At 30.0% G+C, this 16,594-nt stretch carries 19 protein-coding genes; 10 read left to right on the top strand and 9 right to left on the bottom strand.

The window, feature by feature from the left end:
- Positions 1 to 315 precede the first annotated feature (315 nt).
- Positions 316 to 585, bottom strand: a complete 270-nt coding sequence (locus V9L05_RS21895) for a hypothetical protein (RefSeq protein WP_338815690.1) — start codon at positions 583 to 585, stop codon at positions 316 to 318.
- 169 nt (positions 586 to 754) lie between these two features.
- Positions 755 to 1,432 (bottom strand): hypothetical protein, encoded by a 678-nt coding sequence (locus tag V9L05_RS21890; protein ID WP_338815689.1) that lies wholly within the window; start codon positions 1,430 to 1,432, stop codon positions 755 to 757.
- Between the two features lie 94 nt (positions 1,433 to 1,526).
- On the opposite strand from V9L05_RS21890, the gene V9L05_RS21885 reads away from it, so the two are divergent.
- The 5 genes from V9L05_RS21885 to V9L05_RS21865 all read left to right on the top strand — a co-directional run bounded on the left by V9L05_RS21885 (position 1,527) and on the right by V9L05_RS21865 (position 4,739).
- Positions 1,527 to 2,075: a M28 family peptidase gene (locus tag V9L05_RS21885; RefSeq protein WP_338815688.1), complete on the top strand. Its 549-nt coding sequence runs from the start codon at positions 1,527 to 1,529 to the stop codon at positions 2,073 to 2,075.
- 53 nt (positions 2,076 to 2,128) lie between these two features.
- The gene (locus V9L05_RS21880) at positions 2,129 to 2,380 is read left to right on the top strand and encodes a hypothetical protein (protein ID WP_338815687.1); all 252 of its coding nucleotides are present in this window, start codon (positions 2,129 to 2,131) and stop codon (positions 2,378 to 2,380) included.
- Positions 2,381 to 2,513: 133 nt separating this feature from the next.
- Positions 2,514 to 2,861, top strand: coding sequence for a hypothetical protein (locus V9L05_RS21875; protein ID WP_338815686.1), 348 nt, complete (start codon positions 2,514 to 2,516; stop codon positions 2,859 to 2,861).
- 188 nt (positions 2,862 to 3,049) lie between these two features.
- A complete protein-coding gene (locus tag V9L05_RS21870; protein ID WP_338815685.1) occupies positions 3,050 to 4,195 on the top strand; it encodes a methionine aminotransferase in 1,146 nt (381 codons plus the stop codon).
- 19 nt (positions 4,196 to 4,214) lie between these two features.
- Positions 4,215 to 4,739: a hypothetical protein gene (locus V9L05_RS21865; protein ID WP_338815684.1), complete on the top strand. Its 525-nt coding sequence runs from the start codon at positions 4,215 to 4,217 to the stop codon at positions 4,737 to 4,739.
- A 69-nt stretch (positions 4,740 to 4,808) separates the two neighbouring features.
- On the opposite strand, the gene V9L05_RS21860 is transcribed toward V9L05_RS21865, so the two are convergent.
- The 3 genes from V9L05_RS21860 to V9L05_RS21850 form a co-directional block, all read right to left on the bottom strand.
- Positions 4,809 to 5,819 (bottom strand): IS110 family transposase, encoded by a 1,011-nt coding sequence (locus V9L05_RS21860; RefSeq protein WP_338789949.1) that lies wholly within the window; start codon positions 5,817 to 5,819, stop codon positions 4,809 to 4,811.
- Positions 5,820 to 6,127: 308 nt separating this feature from the next.
- Complete coding sequence (locus tag V9L05_RS21855; RefSeq protein WP_338815683.1) at positions 6,128 to 8,038, bottom strand: hypothetical protein; 1,911 nt, start codon at positions 8,036 to 8,038, stop codon at positions 6,128 to 6,130.
- 126 nt (positions 8,039 to 8,164) lie between these two features.
- Positions 8,165 to 8,836, bottom strand: coding sequence for an O-methyltransferase (locus V9L05_RS21850; RefSeq protein ID WP_338815682.1), 672 nt, complete (start codon positions 8,834 to 8,836; stop codon positions 8,165 to 8,167).
- A 165-nt stretch (positions 8,837 to 9,001) separates the two neighbouring features.
- Here V9L05_RS21850 and V9L05_RS21845 point away from each other — a divergent pair, with 165 nt between their 5' ends.
- The 4 genes from V9L05_RS21845 (at position 9,002) to V9L05_RS21830 (ending at position 12,330) form a co-directional block, all read left to right on the top strand.
- Entirely contained in the window at positions 9,002 to 9,358 is a 357-nt protein-coding gene (locus tag V9L05_RS21845; RefSeq protein ID WP_338790786.1) for a four helix bundle protein, read from the top strand.
- A gap of 48 nt (positions 9,359 to 9,406) precedes the next feature.
- Positions 9,407 to 10,618, top strand: coding sequence for a DNA replication and repair protein RecF (recF, locus tag V9L05_RS21840; protein WP_338815681.1), 1,212 nt, complete (start codon positions 9,407 to 9,409; stop codon positions 10,616 to 10,618).
- Between the two features lie 104 nt (positions 10,619 to 10,722).
- Positions 10,723 to 11,070: a hypothetical protein gene (locus V9L05_RS21835; RefSeq protein WP_338815680.1), complete on the top strand. Its 348-nt coding sequence runs from the start codon at positions 10,723 to 10,725 to the stop codon at positions 11,068 to 11,070.
- Positions 11,071 to 11,352: 282 nt separating this feature from the next.
- Positions 11,353 to 12,330, top strand: a complete 978-nt coding sequence (locus tag V9L05_RS21830; protein WP_338815679.1) for a radical SAM protein — start codon at positions 11,353 to 11,355, stop codon at positions 12,328 to 12,330.
- Between the two features lie 17 nt (positions 12,331 to 12,347).
- Here V9L05_RS21830 and V9L05_RS21825 read toward each other — a convergent pair whose 3' ends face one another.
- From V9L05_RS21825 to V9L05_RS21810, 4 genes are all read right to left on the bottom strand, one after another.
- A complete protein-coding gene (locus V9L05_RS21825; protein WP_338815678.1) occupies positions 12,348 to 12,737 on the bottom strand; it encodes a response regulator in 390 nt (129 codons plus the stop codon).
- Positions 12,738 to 12,827: 90 nt separating this feature from the next.
- Positions 12,828 to 13,223, bottom strand: a complete 396-nt coding sequence (locus V9L05_RS21820; protein WP_338815677.1) for a response regulator — start codon at positions 13,221 to 13,223, stop codon at positions 12,828 to 12,830.
- Positions 13,210 to 13,815, bottom strand: coding sequence for an ATP-binding protein (locus V9L05_RS21815; protein ID WP_338815676.1), 606 nt, complete (start codon positions 13,813 to 13,815; stop codon positions 13,210 to 13,212). The genes V9L05_RS21820 and V9L05_RS21815 overlap by 14 nt, the downstream gene beginning before the upstream one ends.
- On the bottom strand, positions 13,800 to 14,720 hold the full coding sequence (locus V9L05_RS21810; RefSeq protein WP_338815675.1) for a PAS domain S-box protein: 921 nt from the start codon (positions 14,718 to 14,720) through the stop codon (positions 13,800 to 13,802). Before V9L05_RS21810 ends, V9L05_RS21815 begins: the two co-directional genes overlap by 16 nt.
- A 162-nt stretch (positions 14,721 to 14,882) precedes the next feature.
- Between V9L05_RS21810 and V9L05_RS21805 the strand changes: the two genes are divergently transcribed.
- A complete protein-coding gene (locus tag V9L05_RS21805; RefSeq protein ID WP_338815674.1) occupies positions 14,883 to 16,586 on the top strand; it encodes a GAF domain-containing protein in 1,704 nt (567 codons plus the stop codon).
- Positions 16,587 to 16,594 lie beyond the last annotated feature (8 nt).

Raw genomic sequence — 16,594 nt, 5'->3', positions numbered from 1 at the left:
TTTATTTTTTGAGAATAGAAACTGATAAATGCTTTCTTTCTGATTTTCTATACTACAAATTTAGACTACCTAAGTACCTAGAAATAGGAGAGTGTTCAGTAGTAAATATGACTTTTGACAGGTTTTGATTTTTTATACTCTAGCGCAAGATTCTATCCTGTGCTTGTATTTTTGTAAGCCCATGGTTGCTGAAATGATAGACACAAGGTAAAACCTTGCGCCAGTATTACTAAGGAAGAATAAAAAACATAAAAAAACACCTTCCTTTTATTCTGAAAGGTGTTTTGATAAAAGTTAGTGAGTGTGTGTTAGTTTTTATTTTTTGTTGAACATTGTACGGCTATTGCTATAAATCGTGAAAGCAGCCATAACAAGCAATACACCTATAAAAACAGTTATTGCACCAAGTGAAAGAAGTCCGATTTCCTCTAATGTAATAGTTGCCTTACCACTTGCAGATTGGGCGAAAGTAGAATTAGAAAATAGCATTGTTAGCATAAAGAAAAAGACACTAACAATTTTGCTTATTTTTTTAGTTACTTGTTTAGAAGATTTTGCGAATAAAGAAACGATTGTATTTTTCATCTTGTATATAATTTTAAGTGTAATTTTGAATTGAATAATTGAAAATCATAAGAGTAAATTAATTTTGAATACTCTTTTTTGATTTTCTATACTACAAATTTACGGCACTCAAACGCCTAGAAATAGAACAGGCTTCAATAGAAAAGATGATTTTTGGCAGGTTTTAAGATTATTCTAAATTTAGCTCTTGTTTTAAATAATAAAAACCTTTCCATTCACATCCTCTATCTATAAATACAGTTTCTTCATTATTATATGTAAGTATATATGTGTCGACTGTTGTACAAAAATAGATTTGAGAGATTATTATCATCTCAATTTCAAAATGCCTGATCGCAATAAGTTCTTTCTCTTTTAGCTTCTTCTTTCTTTTTTTATATTTAAGGTAGTAGGCATTACCTTTTTTGGTAATAATAATTTTCTCTTCATTATTATAAAAACAACCACTAGATTCTACTAAAATAGAATAAGATTCTTCATTTTTTAGTTTGTCTATAATTGGTTTGTGATTTTGAGCTGCATAATCCAAATAATCTATACACAAATCAATTACTTGATTATTATTATTTTTAGAAATATTTATGGTTAGAGTCTCAGAACCAAATAGTGTATAGTATTCTAATTTGTACTCTCCATACTCTAAATCTGTAAAAATTCGGCTATTTTGATTCTTTAGATTTACTTTTCTAATCAATACATTATCTTTATACAAACTAAAATTGGGGGAAACATAACTCTGTTTTTTTGTTCTACAATCTTTAACGTTTATATAAAGTGAATTTTTCGTTTGAGCAAAACTCAAAGAATAAACAAATAACAGAAAGAAAATGAATACTAAATTTTTCATAACTAAATTAATTTATTGGAGCTCTAATTTATATAAAAATGATTTATATAAGAGTATATTGCAAAAGAAGCATACTGTATTGAAAAAACAAAAAATGAATCTACTACAAACCGTCCAAAACCTAGAAAACAAAACTGATGAGCAGCGTTATGATTTGATCATCAATTTTTTAGAAGAAAATGAAATCAAGTATCAAATTCATCACTACAAGACAGGAAAAAATATAATTATCAAAACAAATGAAGATGATAATTCAGACAAACCTTATATCGGAATAAGTTCGCATTTTGATGTCGTTCCTAATTCGGGTGGTGCAAATGATAATGCAACTTCAATAGCCGTTTGTTTGGATATTTTGATGAGAATAAAAAACGAGCTAAAACAAAACTCTTCTTTTTTAGAAAATCTAGCTTTTGATATACGAGTTTTTATTTTTGATGAAGAGGAAAGACAACTTTTGGGTTCAAGAGCATACATAATGGAATTTGGACGGCAAGAAATACGAAAAGGCAAAATCATCGGACTTATAAACCTTGAAATGCTTGGACAGGGAGATAAACTTGCACTTTGGAATTTGGATGATGTAGATGATAATAAGCAAGTAGGAAAAGTTTTGGAAACATTAGAAAAAACGGCAAAATAGAAGGAGTTTTTACAAAACGTTTTGATAAAATTGTTACCAATACGGCTGACCATGTGAGTTTTAGACATGCAAAACTTCAAGATGCTTTTACCATTACGTGTATTTCTCAAAAAGATATGGAAATTTCTTGTCAGTATTATGAAGCACAAGATACTGGCGCAAGTATTATGACGCTAATGGAAATTATAAATCAAGCTCCTATTTTTCAACATTATCACAAACCAAGTGATTTGAGTGAACATTTGAATGAAGAAAGTATGAAAAGAGTTTCGGATTTGATTTGGGAAACATTACTCAAAATGTAGCTCACTCTTTAGAATGAGAAGTAATTTTTCATAATGTATAACAGACTTCCTAGTCTGTTGGAAATACACATTTTTAAAAACAGACTAGGAAGTCTGTTATACAACTTTACCAAAAATACAAACTTCAATAAAAATGCACGACCAAAATAAATATCTAACTAAATATGTTCTTAGGTATTGTAGGAATTTTATGACAGATGAAGAGCGATTAACTTGTGATTATTTTTTATTCAAAGATGGATACACTCAAAATCATCCCAAAACACAATTTATAAAAGAAGAACATGGACTTACTCCAAAAATAGAAGAAGCTATTGATGCTATTTTTGAAACTAAAACCAAAGAACAGTTTTACAAAGAAATGGTAGAAAGAATAGTAAAAAATCATAACTCAGACTTAAATCGTTGTCCAAAATGTAATGAAGTTGCTAGAACTGATACAGCAAAACAATGTAGATTCTGCTTTCATGATTGGCACTAGTTATTTTATCAAATAATTGTTTATGTACAATCAAATCACCTAATATGTCAAAAATGTCTTGACAGTTTTATTTTTTACAGTATATTTGCCCTTGAATATGGCTTGTTTAATTTGTGTTCAACAAGATTCATTACTATTTTTCCTTACAATATTCTTATTTTAAACCACTTAAAAATACTTATTACTAATTGATTACAACCAAACTTCCAAAGGTAGGCACAACTATTTTTACAGTTATGTCTGCGCTTGCTCAAAAGCATAATGCAATTAATCTTTCACAAGGTTTTCCAGATTTTAGAGTCAATGAAAACTTAGTCAAGGAAGTCACAAAAGCTATGAATAATAATTTCAATCAGTATGCTCCAATGGCTGGTTTTATGCCTCTACGTGAACAAATTGCTCAAAAAATAGAGAAAATGTATGGTATTTCTTCTAATCCTGATACAGAAATTACAGTTGTTTCGGGTGCATCAGAAGGGATTTTTGCTGCCATTGCTGCCACAGTAAGAGAAAATGATGAAGTGATTATTTTTGAACCTGCTTATGATTTATATGTCCCAGCTATTGAGCTTCAAGGAGGAATTGTAAGGCATATTTCTTTATCTGCACCTAGTTTTAGACCTGATTTTGAACAACTCAAACGCCTTATTTCGCCAAAAACTCGTTTGATTATTTTCAATACGCCACACAATCCAACAGGAACAACGTGGACAACAGAAGATTTAGAAACTTTAGATTCACTTTTAGAAGGAAGTCGGATTTTAGTAATTAGTGATGAGGTTTATGAACATCTTATTTTTGATAATCAGAAACATCAAAGTGTTCTTTCTTATCCAAATTTGAAAGAGCGTTCGTTTGCTGTCTTTTCGTTTGGCAAAACTTTTCATGCAACAGGTTGGAAAGTGGGCTATGTAATTGCACCACAAAAACTAACTGCCGAGCTTCGCAAAATTCATCAATATATTACTTTTAGCACTGTTACACCGATTCAAGTGGCATTAGCTGAATTTTTGAAAAATGAAGAAAATTATATTCATTTAGCTGATTTCTACCAAGAAAAAAGAGATTATTTATGTAAACTTTTAGCTCAAACTAATTTTGGTTTCACACCCACACAAGGAACTTATTTTCAACTCGTTGATTATTCTAAAATTTCTGACCAAAAAGATACTGATTTTGCAATTTGGCTAACTAAAAATATAGGCGTTGCAAGTATTCCAATTTCTCCTTTCTATCAAAATGAAAACAATAATTCAGCTAAAATTCTACGTCTTTGTTTTGCTAAGAATAATGAAACATTGGAAAAAGCTGTGGAAAAATTGAGTAAGCTTTAGCATTTAAAAATTATAAATCATGATAGAAATTAAGGAGTGGACAAAATATAAAAAGTTAGAGTTTAAAGATCAAAAGTTAGGAAATATTGATTTGAGCTTGTTAGACTCTATTGATAATATTTTTTTTGATTTTAATACAGAATTAGTATTTGAAAATTGTGAAATAAAATTATTTAATGCTGTCTGTATATGTTTAGAAAAATCTATAACTTTTATAAACTGTAGAATAGACGAGCTATACTGTCATGCAACTTATTTTTGTGGAGGATTTAATATGAAAAACACCATAATTTCCAAACACTCTACATTTGATTGTGGAGGACATAATATTGCCCCAAATGAATTCAAGATTGATAATTGTGTGTTTAATGGATACTGTGATTTTTTTGATGTTTATTTTGATGGAAAAGTAAAAATAACTGATAATTTTTTCAATAGAGGAACTAATTTAGAAATGTATTTAGCTTCTCCTTATGGTATAAAGGAAGGAATGCCTTTAATACTAGAAAATAATAAAGGCAATCTAAATCAAGTTGCTGAATAATAAAACAGTTTAGTAGCCGTTGAATTCTATGACAAAGTCAAGCCTAATCTTTAGAAATTTAGGATAAATTTATGCTGCATTTTGAAATCCTACTCCTTGTCTTTCATAGATTTTGTTATTTTGTACACAAGCTACTACACGTTGAAGTATTTTATTTCGTAAAGCATTCAAAACACTCATTTTATTTTTGCCTTCTTTTATTTTACGTTCATAAAATTCACTTAATTCTCCCCCTTTTACTTTTATAGCAGCTAAAGCACACATATGTAACAATGTTTTAAGTGATTTATCAGCTATTTTTGATACCCTTGGCTTTCCTTTGTGGTTACCTGATGATTTTTCAAAGGGAACAACACCAGCATAACAAGCTAGTTGTTTAGCAGATTTAAACTTTGTAAAACCTTGTGTAACAACAAGTAATTTTATAGCTGTTACATCTCCTACTCCAACAACAGAAGTAGTGAGTCGATAGAGTTCTTTTAATTTCTCATCATTTCTAATTACATTTTTCATGCTTTTTTCTACTGCTATAATTTGTTCTTTTATCTGCTCTACTGGCTTTTGTAGATGTTCTGTTAAGTATTCATTTTGTTGTTCTGTTTCAAATTTTTGAGATTCTTTCCAAAATGTTTCCAGTTGTTTTTTGCATTTGATTAAATTTTTACGAACTAATTGCAATGTTTTTAAGGTCTTAATAGACTGACTTACAGGGGTATACAGTTTGCAACGGTCTTGAAAACGAAAAGCATACAAAGCTATTCTATAGGCATCTTCTTTGTCATTTTTTTCTCTAGTAAAGCCCATAGATTGTTTTATTTGAAGGGCATTCTCTACCCAAACATTCATTTTTTTGTCTAGTAGTGCAGTCAATAAAAAATTTATATATACGCCTGTAGGCTCTAAACAAACTAATAAAAAAGAAATATCTATTTGAGTTTCTAATTTTGCTAAGTAACTCTCTATTGAAGCTAAGTTATTTTTAATTTGCTTTTGGCTTACTATAACACCATCTTTCAATAAAGTACAATCTAAATGATTGCGACTTACATCGATTCCTAAAAAAGTTTGATAAGTTTGCATAAAAAGTTAATTTTAAGTGATTATTTAATAGAGTAGTTCATCAATTAGTCAATCAAACTTAAAACCTTATCTAATGAGGTAATTTTTATTATTTAGAGTAATAAAAGTTCTCCGAATTCTATATAAGTATGCGATTGAATAAATGTAGGTAGAGGCTAATTCAACGGATAGAATCTATGTTCTTGTTGGTGTTACAGGTTCTCTACCTACTTGATGAATACTTAAATACAAGATAAGTATTTCATTCTATTTATCTAGTGCAAACCTAAAGGTTGGTGTTTTAGCGTAGCGACACCAACAACATAAAATTACTCTTTCGCCAATTCCTTCCAAACTTGAAAGTATCCCTTTTGAAAATTTTTATTGAGTGCTGGGTCTAACAAAACATATCTTGTAATGATTTCTTCTGGGTTTGCAGTTGGTTGAAGATAATAGTCTTTTTTTCCAATGTCCTGACCAAGCTGTTGCCATTCATTTTTGGAAATATCAGTTTGGGTAAGACGTTTTAAGAGTAAGTTAGTGAGTGATAAATTGAGTTGAGAATAGCGAGCTGTAGCATAAATCAACACATCTTTTTCTTCTTGTGTCTGAATTTTTTGTCCTACTTCCTTCCAAAACAAACTAGAATCGGCATAAGTAAGTCCTGTTTTCAATCCTACATTCAGTTCAAGAGCTTCTAAGGCTTCTTCCCAATTTTGGATAGTTATGGCATCATTTGTTCTCTTTTCTAATTTTTGTGTGAGCAGCTCTGTATGTTTTTTTAATTCACCTTGTGGCTCTTGTTTTCCTATTATGCTTTTTGATTTGACAACAAAACTAACAGCTTCTGACAAATTATTTTCGTACAAAGCATTTCTAATCTGTGCATCTAAATATTCTAATTGGTCTTTTTTTGCGTTGTCTAATCGTGGAGCGAGCTGGTCTGTACAATTTGGTAAAAATGGATTTTGCTTACAAATTTCTTCTGCTTGAGAGAAAAAACTAAAGGCTTCATCAAATTCTAGATTTTTGGAAGCATAATCTCCTTTTCGTATAAAAAATGCAAATAAATCAAAATAAACACTTTCTATAGCTGTTTGCAAATCGCTTTCAGTTTCTAATGCCAAGGTGAGTTCATTCCCTTTTGGAAGATGTGAAAGGTCTTGACGAGCATTGTCAAAATTTCCTTCTTGATAAAATAATTGCGCTCTACGAATTAAAGAAGGAACATGAGTAGGACATTTTGCCAAAACAGCAGTAAAGGTTAGTTGTGCCGAATTTGCTTTTCCATTTTCCAAATACTGCTTTGCTTGTTCATAATCATCTTGACAGGCTTTTTCAGATTGAGCTGTTGTAGCAAAAAGCAGAGAGCGAGTTTGTGTGTAAGAAGTCTTGAGGTTACTCAGTTGCTGACGAAGTTTTACAGGGTCTTCTTCTTCAGTAATAAGTTCGCTTGCATAAGCATCTAGTTTAACAATCGCATTTTCGATAGGAACTAACTTTTCTTTTGCTTCTAGTTCTTTTTTTGAGTTTGATTCAATTCCTTGATTGTTTTCTCTTTCTTTCTGAATAGTCGTCAAATCTTTTAAAAAACCTTCTATTTTCTGTGATTCGTTATAATATTCATCTATCAGTTTCACACGAGAACGAAGTCCTCTTTGCTGCAATTCTCCATAATGAAAAATTATACTTTCTATTAAAATTGGAGTAAATTCTTCTGTTGTAGGAAAAGCAACATCAACACTTACTTTGTGATTAATATCGAATTCTACTTTAGAAAACTCCTTTTTTATTGTTTTATCATCTATTTTTCCATTTTTGACTTTATGCCCCCAAGTGACATCAAAACTTATTTGTTCGGGAAGTAAATAATCAGCTATCGAAAAATTACGATACATTCCTCCAGTTACTTCTTTAGAAATAAACGTAATTGTATAATTATCTTCTTTTTCAGAATTGAGGGCAATTTCTACATCATACTTTAGCTTATAAACAGTTGTTTTTTCGTGTTTAGATAATATTTTTAGAGCTTCTTTTGGAAAATTATCATCTTCAAGTGTAGGTGATTTTTGCTTTTCAAAAACAAACTCCATTACACTTATTTCATTTTCACCTATATTATTTTGTTCTTCTGATTGAGCAAAAACTGCTGAAATAAGTGTATAAAAAATTACTAAAAATGCTGTAAGAAACAATTTTGAACTAACAAAATGGCTTTTAGTATAAAAAAAATAGTTCATATATTTTGATAGGTGTTATAGATAATTTTACTTTCCTTCTGCTTTAACTTTTCAGAATTTTATAGTTTTATAACGGAAATATACGCAAAACCTTATAAAAAAGACATAAACACCACAATTAAGAATCTATTCTTTAATTGCCATCATAAGTCCATCACGCAAAGGCAACAGCATGCTAAAAGTACGATTATCTTCTTTGTTTTTTTGATTGTATTCTATCAAAGCTGGTGTATCTTTATCGTTTTTCTTGAGTTCTTTGGGGTCTATCAAAACTTTTCCACTCCAAAGCACATTATCAGCAATTATAATTCCTCCCTTTCTGACTTTATCAAAAACTAAATCATAATAAAGACCATAATTTGATTTGTCTGCATCAATAAAAACCATATCCCATTCCTCTTTTTCTGTCAAAATAGTCGGAATAATATCAGCAGCATTTCCCAAGTGAAGTTTAATTTTACCTTCCAAACCAGCTTTTTTTACAAATTCTCTTGTAATACTTTCTTGTTCTACATTATTATCAATGGTATGCAAAACACCATTTTCTGAAAGTCCTTGCGCCAAACAAATGGCTGAATAACCTGTATATGTTCCAATTTCAAGAATGCGTTTGGGTTGCATTAATCGTGAAATCATTTGAAGGAAATTTCCTTGTAAGTGTCCAGAAAGCATACGAGGTTTGTTAGCTCTCAAATGTGTTTGACGGTCTAATTCTTTTAAAACTGGCAGTTCATCTTGAGAATGTGCCAAAGCATAGTTTTCTAAATCTTGTAGTAGTTCTGGTGGTAAAAAATCCATTTTTATTAGTGATTAGTGATTAGTGATTAGTGATTAGTGATTAGTGATTAGTGATTAGTGATTAGTGATTAGTGATTAGTGATTAGTGATTAGTGATTAGTGATTAGTGAGAAATTGCCTTTTGGTATTAATTGTTTTACTATTTTTGTAATAAAAATTAAAGTTATGAATAAGGGTATTTTAAAACAAAAAAGTTTTCATTTTGCAGTTCGTATCGTAAATTTATACAAATATTTAGCTGACCAACACAAAGAGTATGTTTTATCCAAACAAATTTTAAGAAGTGGAACATCAGTAGGAGCAAATATACGAGAAGCTGAATTTGCTCAAAGTAATTTAGATTTTATACATAAACTATCTATTTCACAAAAAGAAATTAATGAAACAATTTACTGGTTAGAGCTTTTAAAAGAAACAAATTACATAAAAGAAGAACAATTTAAAAGTCTAAATAATGACGCAATAGAAATTTTAAAAATCATTACAAGTAGTATTAAAACAATGAAAGGAAAAATTAAATAAATATTGGCTTTCATTAATCACTAAACATTAATAACTAATCACTATTCCATGTGGATAAAACAACTAAGCCTCACTCATTTCCGAAATCACGAAGATACAAAATCTAATTTTGAAGAAAATATAAATTGTCTTGTTGGCAAAAATGGAAGTGGAAAAACAAACCTTTTAGATGGAATTTATTATCTCTGTATTGGTCGTGGTGCGTTTAGTTATACAGATACTCAGCATTTACAACATGGAAAGACTTTTTTTTCATTGAAAGGAACATTTGAAAAAGAAGGTAGAAAAAATACGGTTCAGTGTATTGTAGAAAAGGGAAAAGCAAAGGTTATAAAATTAAATAACAAGCCTTATCCAAAAATAAGCGAACATGTAGGGAATTTTCCTTGTGTTTTGTTAGCTCCCAATGATACCGATTTGATACGAGAAAGTAGCGAACTAAGACGCAATTTTTTTGATACCATTATTTCACAGATTCATAAAAATTATATTGGACTTCTTATAAAACAAAAACAGATTTTAAGACAACGAAATCAACTTTTGAAAGATGCAGACCAGCAAGAGAAGTTTTTAAAGAAAGATGTTTTGGAAATTTACGATGAACAACTTTTGCCTGTTTTTAAAGAAATTCATCGTTTTAGAACTGAATTTATGACTGACTTTATGCCTATTTTTTCAGAAATTTATGCAGCTTTAGCAGATGAAGAAATGAAAATAAATTATCGTTCGCACTTAGAAGGCAATGAGAAAGAAGGAGTTATAAAAGAACAAGAGGAAGAAATAGAAAACGACAATCAAGAAACGGATGAAACAGAACCTACAAAATCTAAACGAACTAAAAAAGAAACACCTAGTTTTGAAAGTATTTTTAAAGGAAACATGTTAAAGGATTTGATTTTGCAGCGCACCGAAAAAGGAACGCACAGAGACGATTATAAATTTTTACTAAGAAAAAAAACATTAAAACATTACGGTTCGCAAGGTCAGCAAAAATCATTTGTCATTGCCCTAAAGTTGGCTACTTTTTCCATTATATATAATCAAACGCAGATAAAACCAATTTTATTATTAGATGATATTTTTGATAAATTAGATGAAAGCAGAATTGAAAACCTATTAAAACTACTCTCAAAATCCAACTTCGGACAAGTATTTGTAACCGATGCAAGACCTGAAAGAACACGCAAATTATTAGATTCTTTTGGTAGACCAATTGCTTTTTTTGAAGTGAAAGATGGTAGTGTTTTGAACGATGAGTGATGAATGTTTGATGTTTTGAGATTTGATTGGAAGTTGGTATCTTGTATTTTTAATGAGCTAAAATTGAATGTTTAATATTAATCATTACTAAACTATTAAAAAAAATGACGAACGCTAATTCGCTTCCTTACTACCCTAGATTTATTTTTAGTTGTAATGATGGAAAATATTTTTCTACAGGTGACCTTGATTTCTTTAAATTTGTCAAAAAAAGAGACAGAACCTACGATATTACTAGCTTTTCATCTGGAGACGAAGTTGATATCTACTGGGAAAACGATGATGGAAAAACAGAAGTTATAGCATATACTGTCGACCATATTGATATACATCAGATAAAAAGAGATATTGATGAACCTACAAAAGGTTTAAATATGAATGATTGTACTCTCTTTGGAAAGGAAAAAAAATGGATAATGGAAATATACATTTTTTTAAATAAAATCAAATAAAGCAACATAGTTGTCAAAATAAATTCTCGCCTTTGTTGGTCTTTAACTTCAGCTTACCATTGTGATGACCAACAAAAAACACACCTATAAATCTAAAAACTCACCTCCAAAACCAATACCCATTCAAAACAACAAATAAACCTTTTGCATTCATTCTGTGCGTTATGTCTGTTGTTGGTTATCGCAACAGCATTAAACGGTCTGCCCTTTGGGACTGACCTATTTATCAAAAATACCTAGTAGTATGGTTTATTACCTAATTTTTCATTCGTAATTAGCTTTATGCGCCTTATTTCCCACCCTATTTTATGCAATTATTACTTGACTTATCGTTGCAATGCAACGTGTAGTTTTTGTGATATTTGGGAAAAACCATCGCCTTTTGTAAAAATAGAAAATGTAGAAAAAAATCTATACGACTTAAAAAAACTAGGCGTAAAAGTAATCGATTTTACAGGGGGAGAACCCCTATTACACCCACAATTAGATACTTTTTTAGAGATTGCTAAGAAAAAGAAGTTTATAACGACAGTTACCACAAACGGAATTCGTTATCCAAAACTAGCCGAAAAATTAAAAGGAAAAATAGATATGTTGCACTTTTCATTAGATGCAGCCGATGCTGAAACTCACGACAAAATGCGTGGTGTAAAGTGTTTTGATAAAATAATGGAATCGATAGAAATAGCGAAAAGTTTGGGCGAACGACCAGATATTTTGTGTACTGTCTTTGAAGGAAATTTCGGAGAAATAGAAAAAATCTATGAAACTATCACTTTGAAAAATAAATTGGTTTTGATTCTTAATCCAGTTTTTGAATATAATTCGGTGGATACATTAGGAAATTTGAATAAAAATTATTTACAGGATTTGTTAGCGTTTTCTAAAAAGAAATTAGTCTATCTCAATGAGGCTTTTATAGATTTACGTTTGGAAGGAGGAAATCATATTGAAAAACCGATTTGTAAAGCTGCTAGTTCTACGCTCGTTATTTCGCCAGAAAATAAATTGGTTTTGCCTTGTTATCATTTGGGAAAAGAAGAGTTTGAAATCAATGATAGTTTGTATGAATTATATCATTCTGATAAAATAAAAAGTCTTATTTCAGAAGAAGGAAAACTATCTGAGTGTGAAGGTTGTACTATTAATTGTTATATGCAACCTTCTTTTGCAGTAGAAATAAACCGTTTTTTTTGGAAGGCTTTACCTAGCACACTCAAATATAATTTTATGAAAGGAACGTGGAAGAATTTGATATAAAGTGTTATATCCTTGTGCTACATTTCGTCAAAAAGACCTGTCAATAATTCTGGTGTGATTGGTTTTACAACATACTTATCTATTATATTATACCCTTCAGCTCTTTGCATGTCTTTTGGATCTATAGAAGAAGTTACAACGTAAATAATTACCTTTTTTTTAGTAGGAATAATGAATTCTTCTAAAAACTGCCAGCCATCTATAACAGGCATAGCTAAATCTAAGAATATCACATCAGGAATATTTCTTCCTGAACGTAATCTTGGCTTTAGTGAATTTAGTGCAGCTTCTCCATCTTTGAAAAACTCAATGTAATTAGAAAAATCTACCATTTTCATCACTCTATCAGTAAGGTAAGTATAAATTGGGTCATCATCTATGACACAAACGTGATTAAATTTAGGCATTTTTTAACAAAATTTTCTTTTAATAAATTATTAGTTTATCAACTTATATTGCAATATTAGTTAGCAAATAACTTAAAAACAAATTTGGCTTTATTTTTCTATTTTATCAAATAATCCTTTAAGTTTATCAGGTGTAATAGGTTTTACAATATAGTTTGTTACTAGTGAATACTGTTTTGCTTTATTTAGATCAGCAGGATCAATAGAAGAAGAAACAATATAGATAATAATTTTTTGAGTATTTGGTGTCATAAACTCCTCCAAAAATTGCCAACCATCCATAATGGGCATATTCAAATCCAAAAATATTACTTCAGGAATATTTTCATTTGCTTCTACTCTAGGCTTGAGAGCTTCTAAGGCTTCTTTTCCATTTTTGAAAACTTCAATATAACTAGAAAAATTACCCATTTCCATTATCTTACGAGTAGTAAAAATATAAATAGGATCATCGTCTATGATACATACATGATTAAACTGTGGCATTTTTTAAATAAATTTTAAATGTAGTTCCTTTATTAACTTCGCTTTCTACTTCTACTTTCCCTCCAAGAGCTTCAATTTGATTTTTAGTAATAAAAAGACCTATCCCACGAGCATCATCTTTATTATGAAATGTTTTGTACATGCCAAAAAGCTTGTTGCCATGTTTTTCCAAATCTATTCCTAATCCATTATCCTTTATACAAAAAACAATATAATAAGGATTTTCTTCTGATTCAATAAATATAACAGGATTTCTATCATCAGAACGATATTTTATTGAATTGGTCAGAAAATTTAAAATAATACTTTCTAAATAAGCTGGAATAGCTTTTACAAATAGTTTTTTATTTACTCGGTTATGTATTTTTGCATTTGTAGAAGTAAACTGACTTTTTATTGAAGAATATGCTTTTTCTATATATTTATATAGATTCAAAGGTTGTGTATTCTCTTTTACTTCATTTTGCATAACTACAATATCAGTAAGATAAGATAGAGTTTCTTGCAAATTATCTGATGATTGCATCAAAAGAGGAAAAAAATCATTATCTACTAACTTTGGATTTTCCATTTTCATCATAGAAAGAAGCATAGAAAAATTGCTAGTATGCGAGCGAAGATTGTGTGATACAATATGGGCGAAGTTAAGCAATCTTTTGTTTTGAGCAAGTGTTGTTTCTGATAATTTTTTTTTTCTGTAATGTTTGTCAACTGAGAAACAAAATACAGAGGTTTGCCTGTCTCATCTTTCATCATAGATACACTTAGTAAAGCCCATACCAAGTTACTTGACTTATCAAAATAGCGTTTTTCCATCTGATAACTTTCTCTTTTTCCAGCTAAAAGTTCTTCTAAAAGTTTCAAATCCAAATCTAAGTCTTCGGGATGTGTGATGTCTTGAAAAGTAAGTTTAGATAATTCTTCTTTTGTATAATTTAACATATTACAAACCTGTTGATTGACTTGTACCCACTTTCCTTCCAAACTAATCAGTGCCATTCCATTTGGTGCAAATTCAAAGGTTTGCCTGAAAAGTTCTTTTTGTCTTTCTAACTCCATTCTATATTTTACATTTTGGTCAATATCCTGAAAAAGCCCATATACCCTTATACATTTACCATCTTTAAACTCACTTATACCGATAACTCGTGTCCATTTTATGTTTCCTTTCGCTGTTTTTATTTGAACTTCTAGGTCATAGTCTGTATTTTGCTCAATCGCTTTATTAAATGCTTGTGTAATGGCTTGTCGACTTTTTCCTTTTGTAAAAAAATTAATTCCTTCTTCTATACTTGGATTATATTCGTGTTCAGCCTCATGAATTTCTCGTGTAACATCACTCCAAATTACTTCTTTTTTTTCTACATCTATTTCCCACATTCCCATTTTAGCCACTAATTTGATTCGATGCAAAACGTCTTTATAATTTCTCACTTCTTTTCTATGATCAGCTATTTCAGCAAGTAGTTCGTTAATAGTTAGTTTCTTAGTTTTCATATATTTATGTTCCTCTAGTTTTGAATTTTTACTCTAATTATCTAAATCTAACAAAATTTTAAAAAAATCCCTTTAAAACTCAATAAAAAAAACTATCTTACCCTATATTTTTAAAAACAGAAAGGCAATAAGAAATTAGGATAAAACTCAAAGATTTTTTTGATGGCAAAGAAACAAAATATTATTTGGCTTTATTTATCTCCACAAAATTTTCGTGGCAAAATCACAATGGGCATAACTTTGATGGGTGTCTTGGCAACAATTACACTTATCGGAACGTGGTGGTACATAGACAATCAAGTTATTTCTCAATATAATCATATTATAGACAATACTGCGCCTACTCAATATTATTCAAAGGTAATTGAAGACTGTATTAGCAGTAGCACTAGCCTAACAGCTATTTATTTAGCCACCAGCGAAGAAGAATACCGAACTGAGAGAGAAACAGTTTGGAAAGATTGTGAAGTTGCACTAGCAGCTTTAAGCAATTATACTGACCAATGGCGTAATGAGGCAGTTATTTCACTTGTTTATGATGTACGTACAAAAGCAAATCGCTTGAGAAAAGAACAAAATAATGTAGAACAAAAATATTTTGCTAGAAATGCAGATTTGAAAGAAGATTCTAAGACAGAAAGAGTGCGTCAAGTTGATCAATTAGAGCTTCTGACTGATGATGTACGTGCCGTTTTAGAACTCATTATAAATATTCAAAATGAAGAAATAGACAGAGCAAAAGCAGCTATTAGTTTTCACACTCAAAATCTTTGGGTTATTGTTTTGCCAGCTTGGATGATTGTCTTGACTTTAGTTTGTGTTTGGTTGGCTTACTCTATCAATCATAAATTATTACTTCGTCTTCATATCATTAAACATTCTCTTCGTCAGATTGCAAAAGGAAATTTGTCTAATCAAATCAAAACACATGAAAACGATGAAGTTACGCCTATAGAAGCAGCTCTCAATCATTTAGCACAAGATATGGAACGTTTAAAAATATTTGCTAAAGATGTTGGAAGTGAAAAATTTGACACTAAAGTCATTCCTTTTAATGAAAATGGAGAAGTCGGACAAGCATTTATCAACATGCGTGATAGTCTTAAAATGATTGCTGAAAAAGATGAACAATTAAATTGGGCAGTTACTGGAGAAGCACATTTTGCAAAAATCTTGAGAGATTTTAATGAAGATATTGATGAGCTAACACAGATTTTTGTAAGTGAACTCGTAAAATATCTGAATATTTCACAAGCTAGTTTGTATTTATTAAATCAAGATATTCATTCAAAAAACGAATTAGAATTAAAAGCTTGGTTTGCTTATGACTCACATAAAAATCGTAAAAACACCATACAAATAGGAGAAGGATTAGTAGGAGAAACCTATCAAGAAAACAGAACACTTTATTTAGAAAATCTACCAAATGACTATTTATATATTGGCTCAGCATTAGGAAGTGCAAAACCTGTCTCTTTATTATTTGTTCCTCTTACCATTTCAGAAGAAAATATTGGTATTTTGGAATTAGCAGCTTTCAAAACACTCAAAAAATATGAAATAGATTTTGTAGAAAAAGTATGTGAAAATATTACTTCGTCTATAATTTCTGTGCAAAATACAACTCGCACTCGCAAACTTTTGGAGGAGTCTCAAATGCAACGAGAGGCTGTTTCAGCACAAGAAGAAGAAATGCGCCAAAATGTAGAAGAACTACAAGCCACACAAGAAGAGATGGAACGCAAAGAAAGAATAATCAATACAATGCTTCAAGAAGCAGAAGAAAAAGAACGAGAATTACGAAAGGTAATACAAGAATTACAGGCTGAAAAAGAACTCAAACAGACTGATAATTTGGAAGAGTAAAATTGATT

Source organism: Bernardetia sp. Wsw4-3y2 (genome assembly GCF_037126295.1).
Classification (GTDB): domain Bacteria; phylum Bacteroidota; class Bacteroidia; order Cytophagales; family Bernardetiaceae; genus Bernardetia.
This window is presented reverse-complemented; position numbering and strand designations above follow the sequence as displayed.

What these genes read in the sequence shown, in the direction of transcription:
- V9L05_RS21875 (WP_338815686.1), top strand. Translation starts at nt 2,514, where the DNA reads ATGCACGACCAAAATAAATATCTAACTAAATATGTTCTTAGGTATTGT.
- V9L05_RS21830 (WP_338815679.1), top strand. Translation starts at nt 11,353, where the DNA reads ATGCGCCTTATTTCCCACCCTATTTTATGCAATTATTACTTGACTTAT.
- V9L05_RS21835 (WP_338815680.1), top strand. Translation starts at nt 10,723, where the DNA reads ATGACGAACGCTAATTCGCTTCCTTACTACCCTAGATTTATTTTTAGT.
- V9L05_RS21820 (WP_338815677.1), bottom strand. Translation starts at nt 13,223, where the DNA reads ATGCCACAGTTTAATCATGTATGTATCATAGACGATGATCCTATTTAT.
- V9L05_RS21885 (WP_338815688.1), top strand. Translation starts at nt 1,527, where the DNA reads ATGAATCTACTACAAACCGTCCAAAACCTAGAAAACAAAACTGATGAG.
- V9L05_RS21865 (WP_338815684.1), top strand. Translation starts at nt 4,215, where the DNA reads ATGATAGAAATTAAGGAGTGGACAAAATATAAAAAGTTAGAGTTTAAA.
- V9L05_RS21825 (WP_338815678.1), bottom strand. Translation starts at nt 12,737, where the DNA reads ATGCCTAAATTTAATCACGTTTGTGTCATAGATGATGACCCAATTTAT.
- V9L05_RS21850 (WP_338815682.1), bottom strand. Translation starts at nt 8,836, where the DNA reads ATGGATTTTTTACCACCAGAACTACTACAAGATTTAGAAAACTATGCT.
- V9L05_RS21805 (WP_338815674.1), top strand. Translation starts at nt 14,883, where the DNA reads ATGGCAAAGAAACAAAATATTATTTGGCTTTATTTATCTCCACAAAAT.
- recF (WP_338815681.1), top strand. Translation starts at nt 9,407, where the DNA reads ATGTGGATAAAACAACTAAGCCTCACTCATTTCCGAAATCACGAAGAT.
- V9L05_RS21855 (WP_338815683.1), bottom strand. Translation starts at nt 8,038, where the DNA reads ATGAACTATTTTTTTTATACTAAAAGCCATTTTGTTAGTTCAAAATTG.
- V9L05_RS21815 (WP_338815676.1), bottom strand. Translation starts at nt 13,815, where the DNA reads ATGCTTCTTTCTATGATGAAAATGGAAAATCCAAAGTTAGTAGATAAT.
- V9L05_RS21895 (WP_338815690.1), bottom strand. Translation starts at nt 585, where the DNA reads ATGAAAAATACAATCGTTTCTTTATTCGCAAAATCTTCTAAACAAGTA.
- V9L05_RS21810 (WP_338815675.1), bottom strand. Translation starts at nt 14,720, where the DNA reads ATGAAAACTAAGAAACTAACTATTAACGAACTACTTGCTGAAATAGCT.
- V9L05_RS21860 (WP_338789949.1), bottom strand. Translation starts at nt 5,819, where the DNA reads ATGCAAACTTATCAAACTTTTTTAGGAATCGATGTAAGTCGCAATCAT.
- V9L05_RS21845 (WP_338790786.1), top strand. Translation starts at nt 9,002, where the DNA reads ATGAATAAGGGTATTTTAAAACAAAAAAGTTTTCATTTTGCAGTTCGT.
- V9L05_RS21890 (WP_338815689.1), bottom strand. Translation starts at nt 1,432, where the DNA reads ATGAAAAATTTAGTATTCATTTTCTTTCTGTTATTTGTTTATTCTTTG.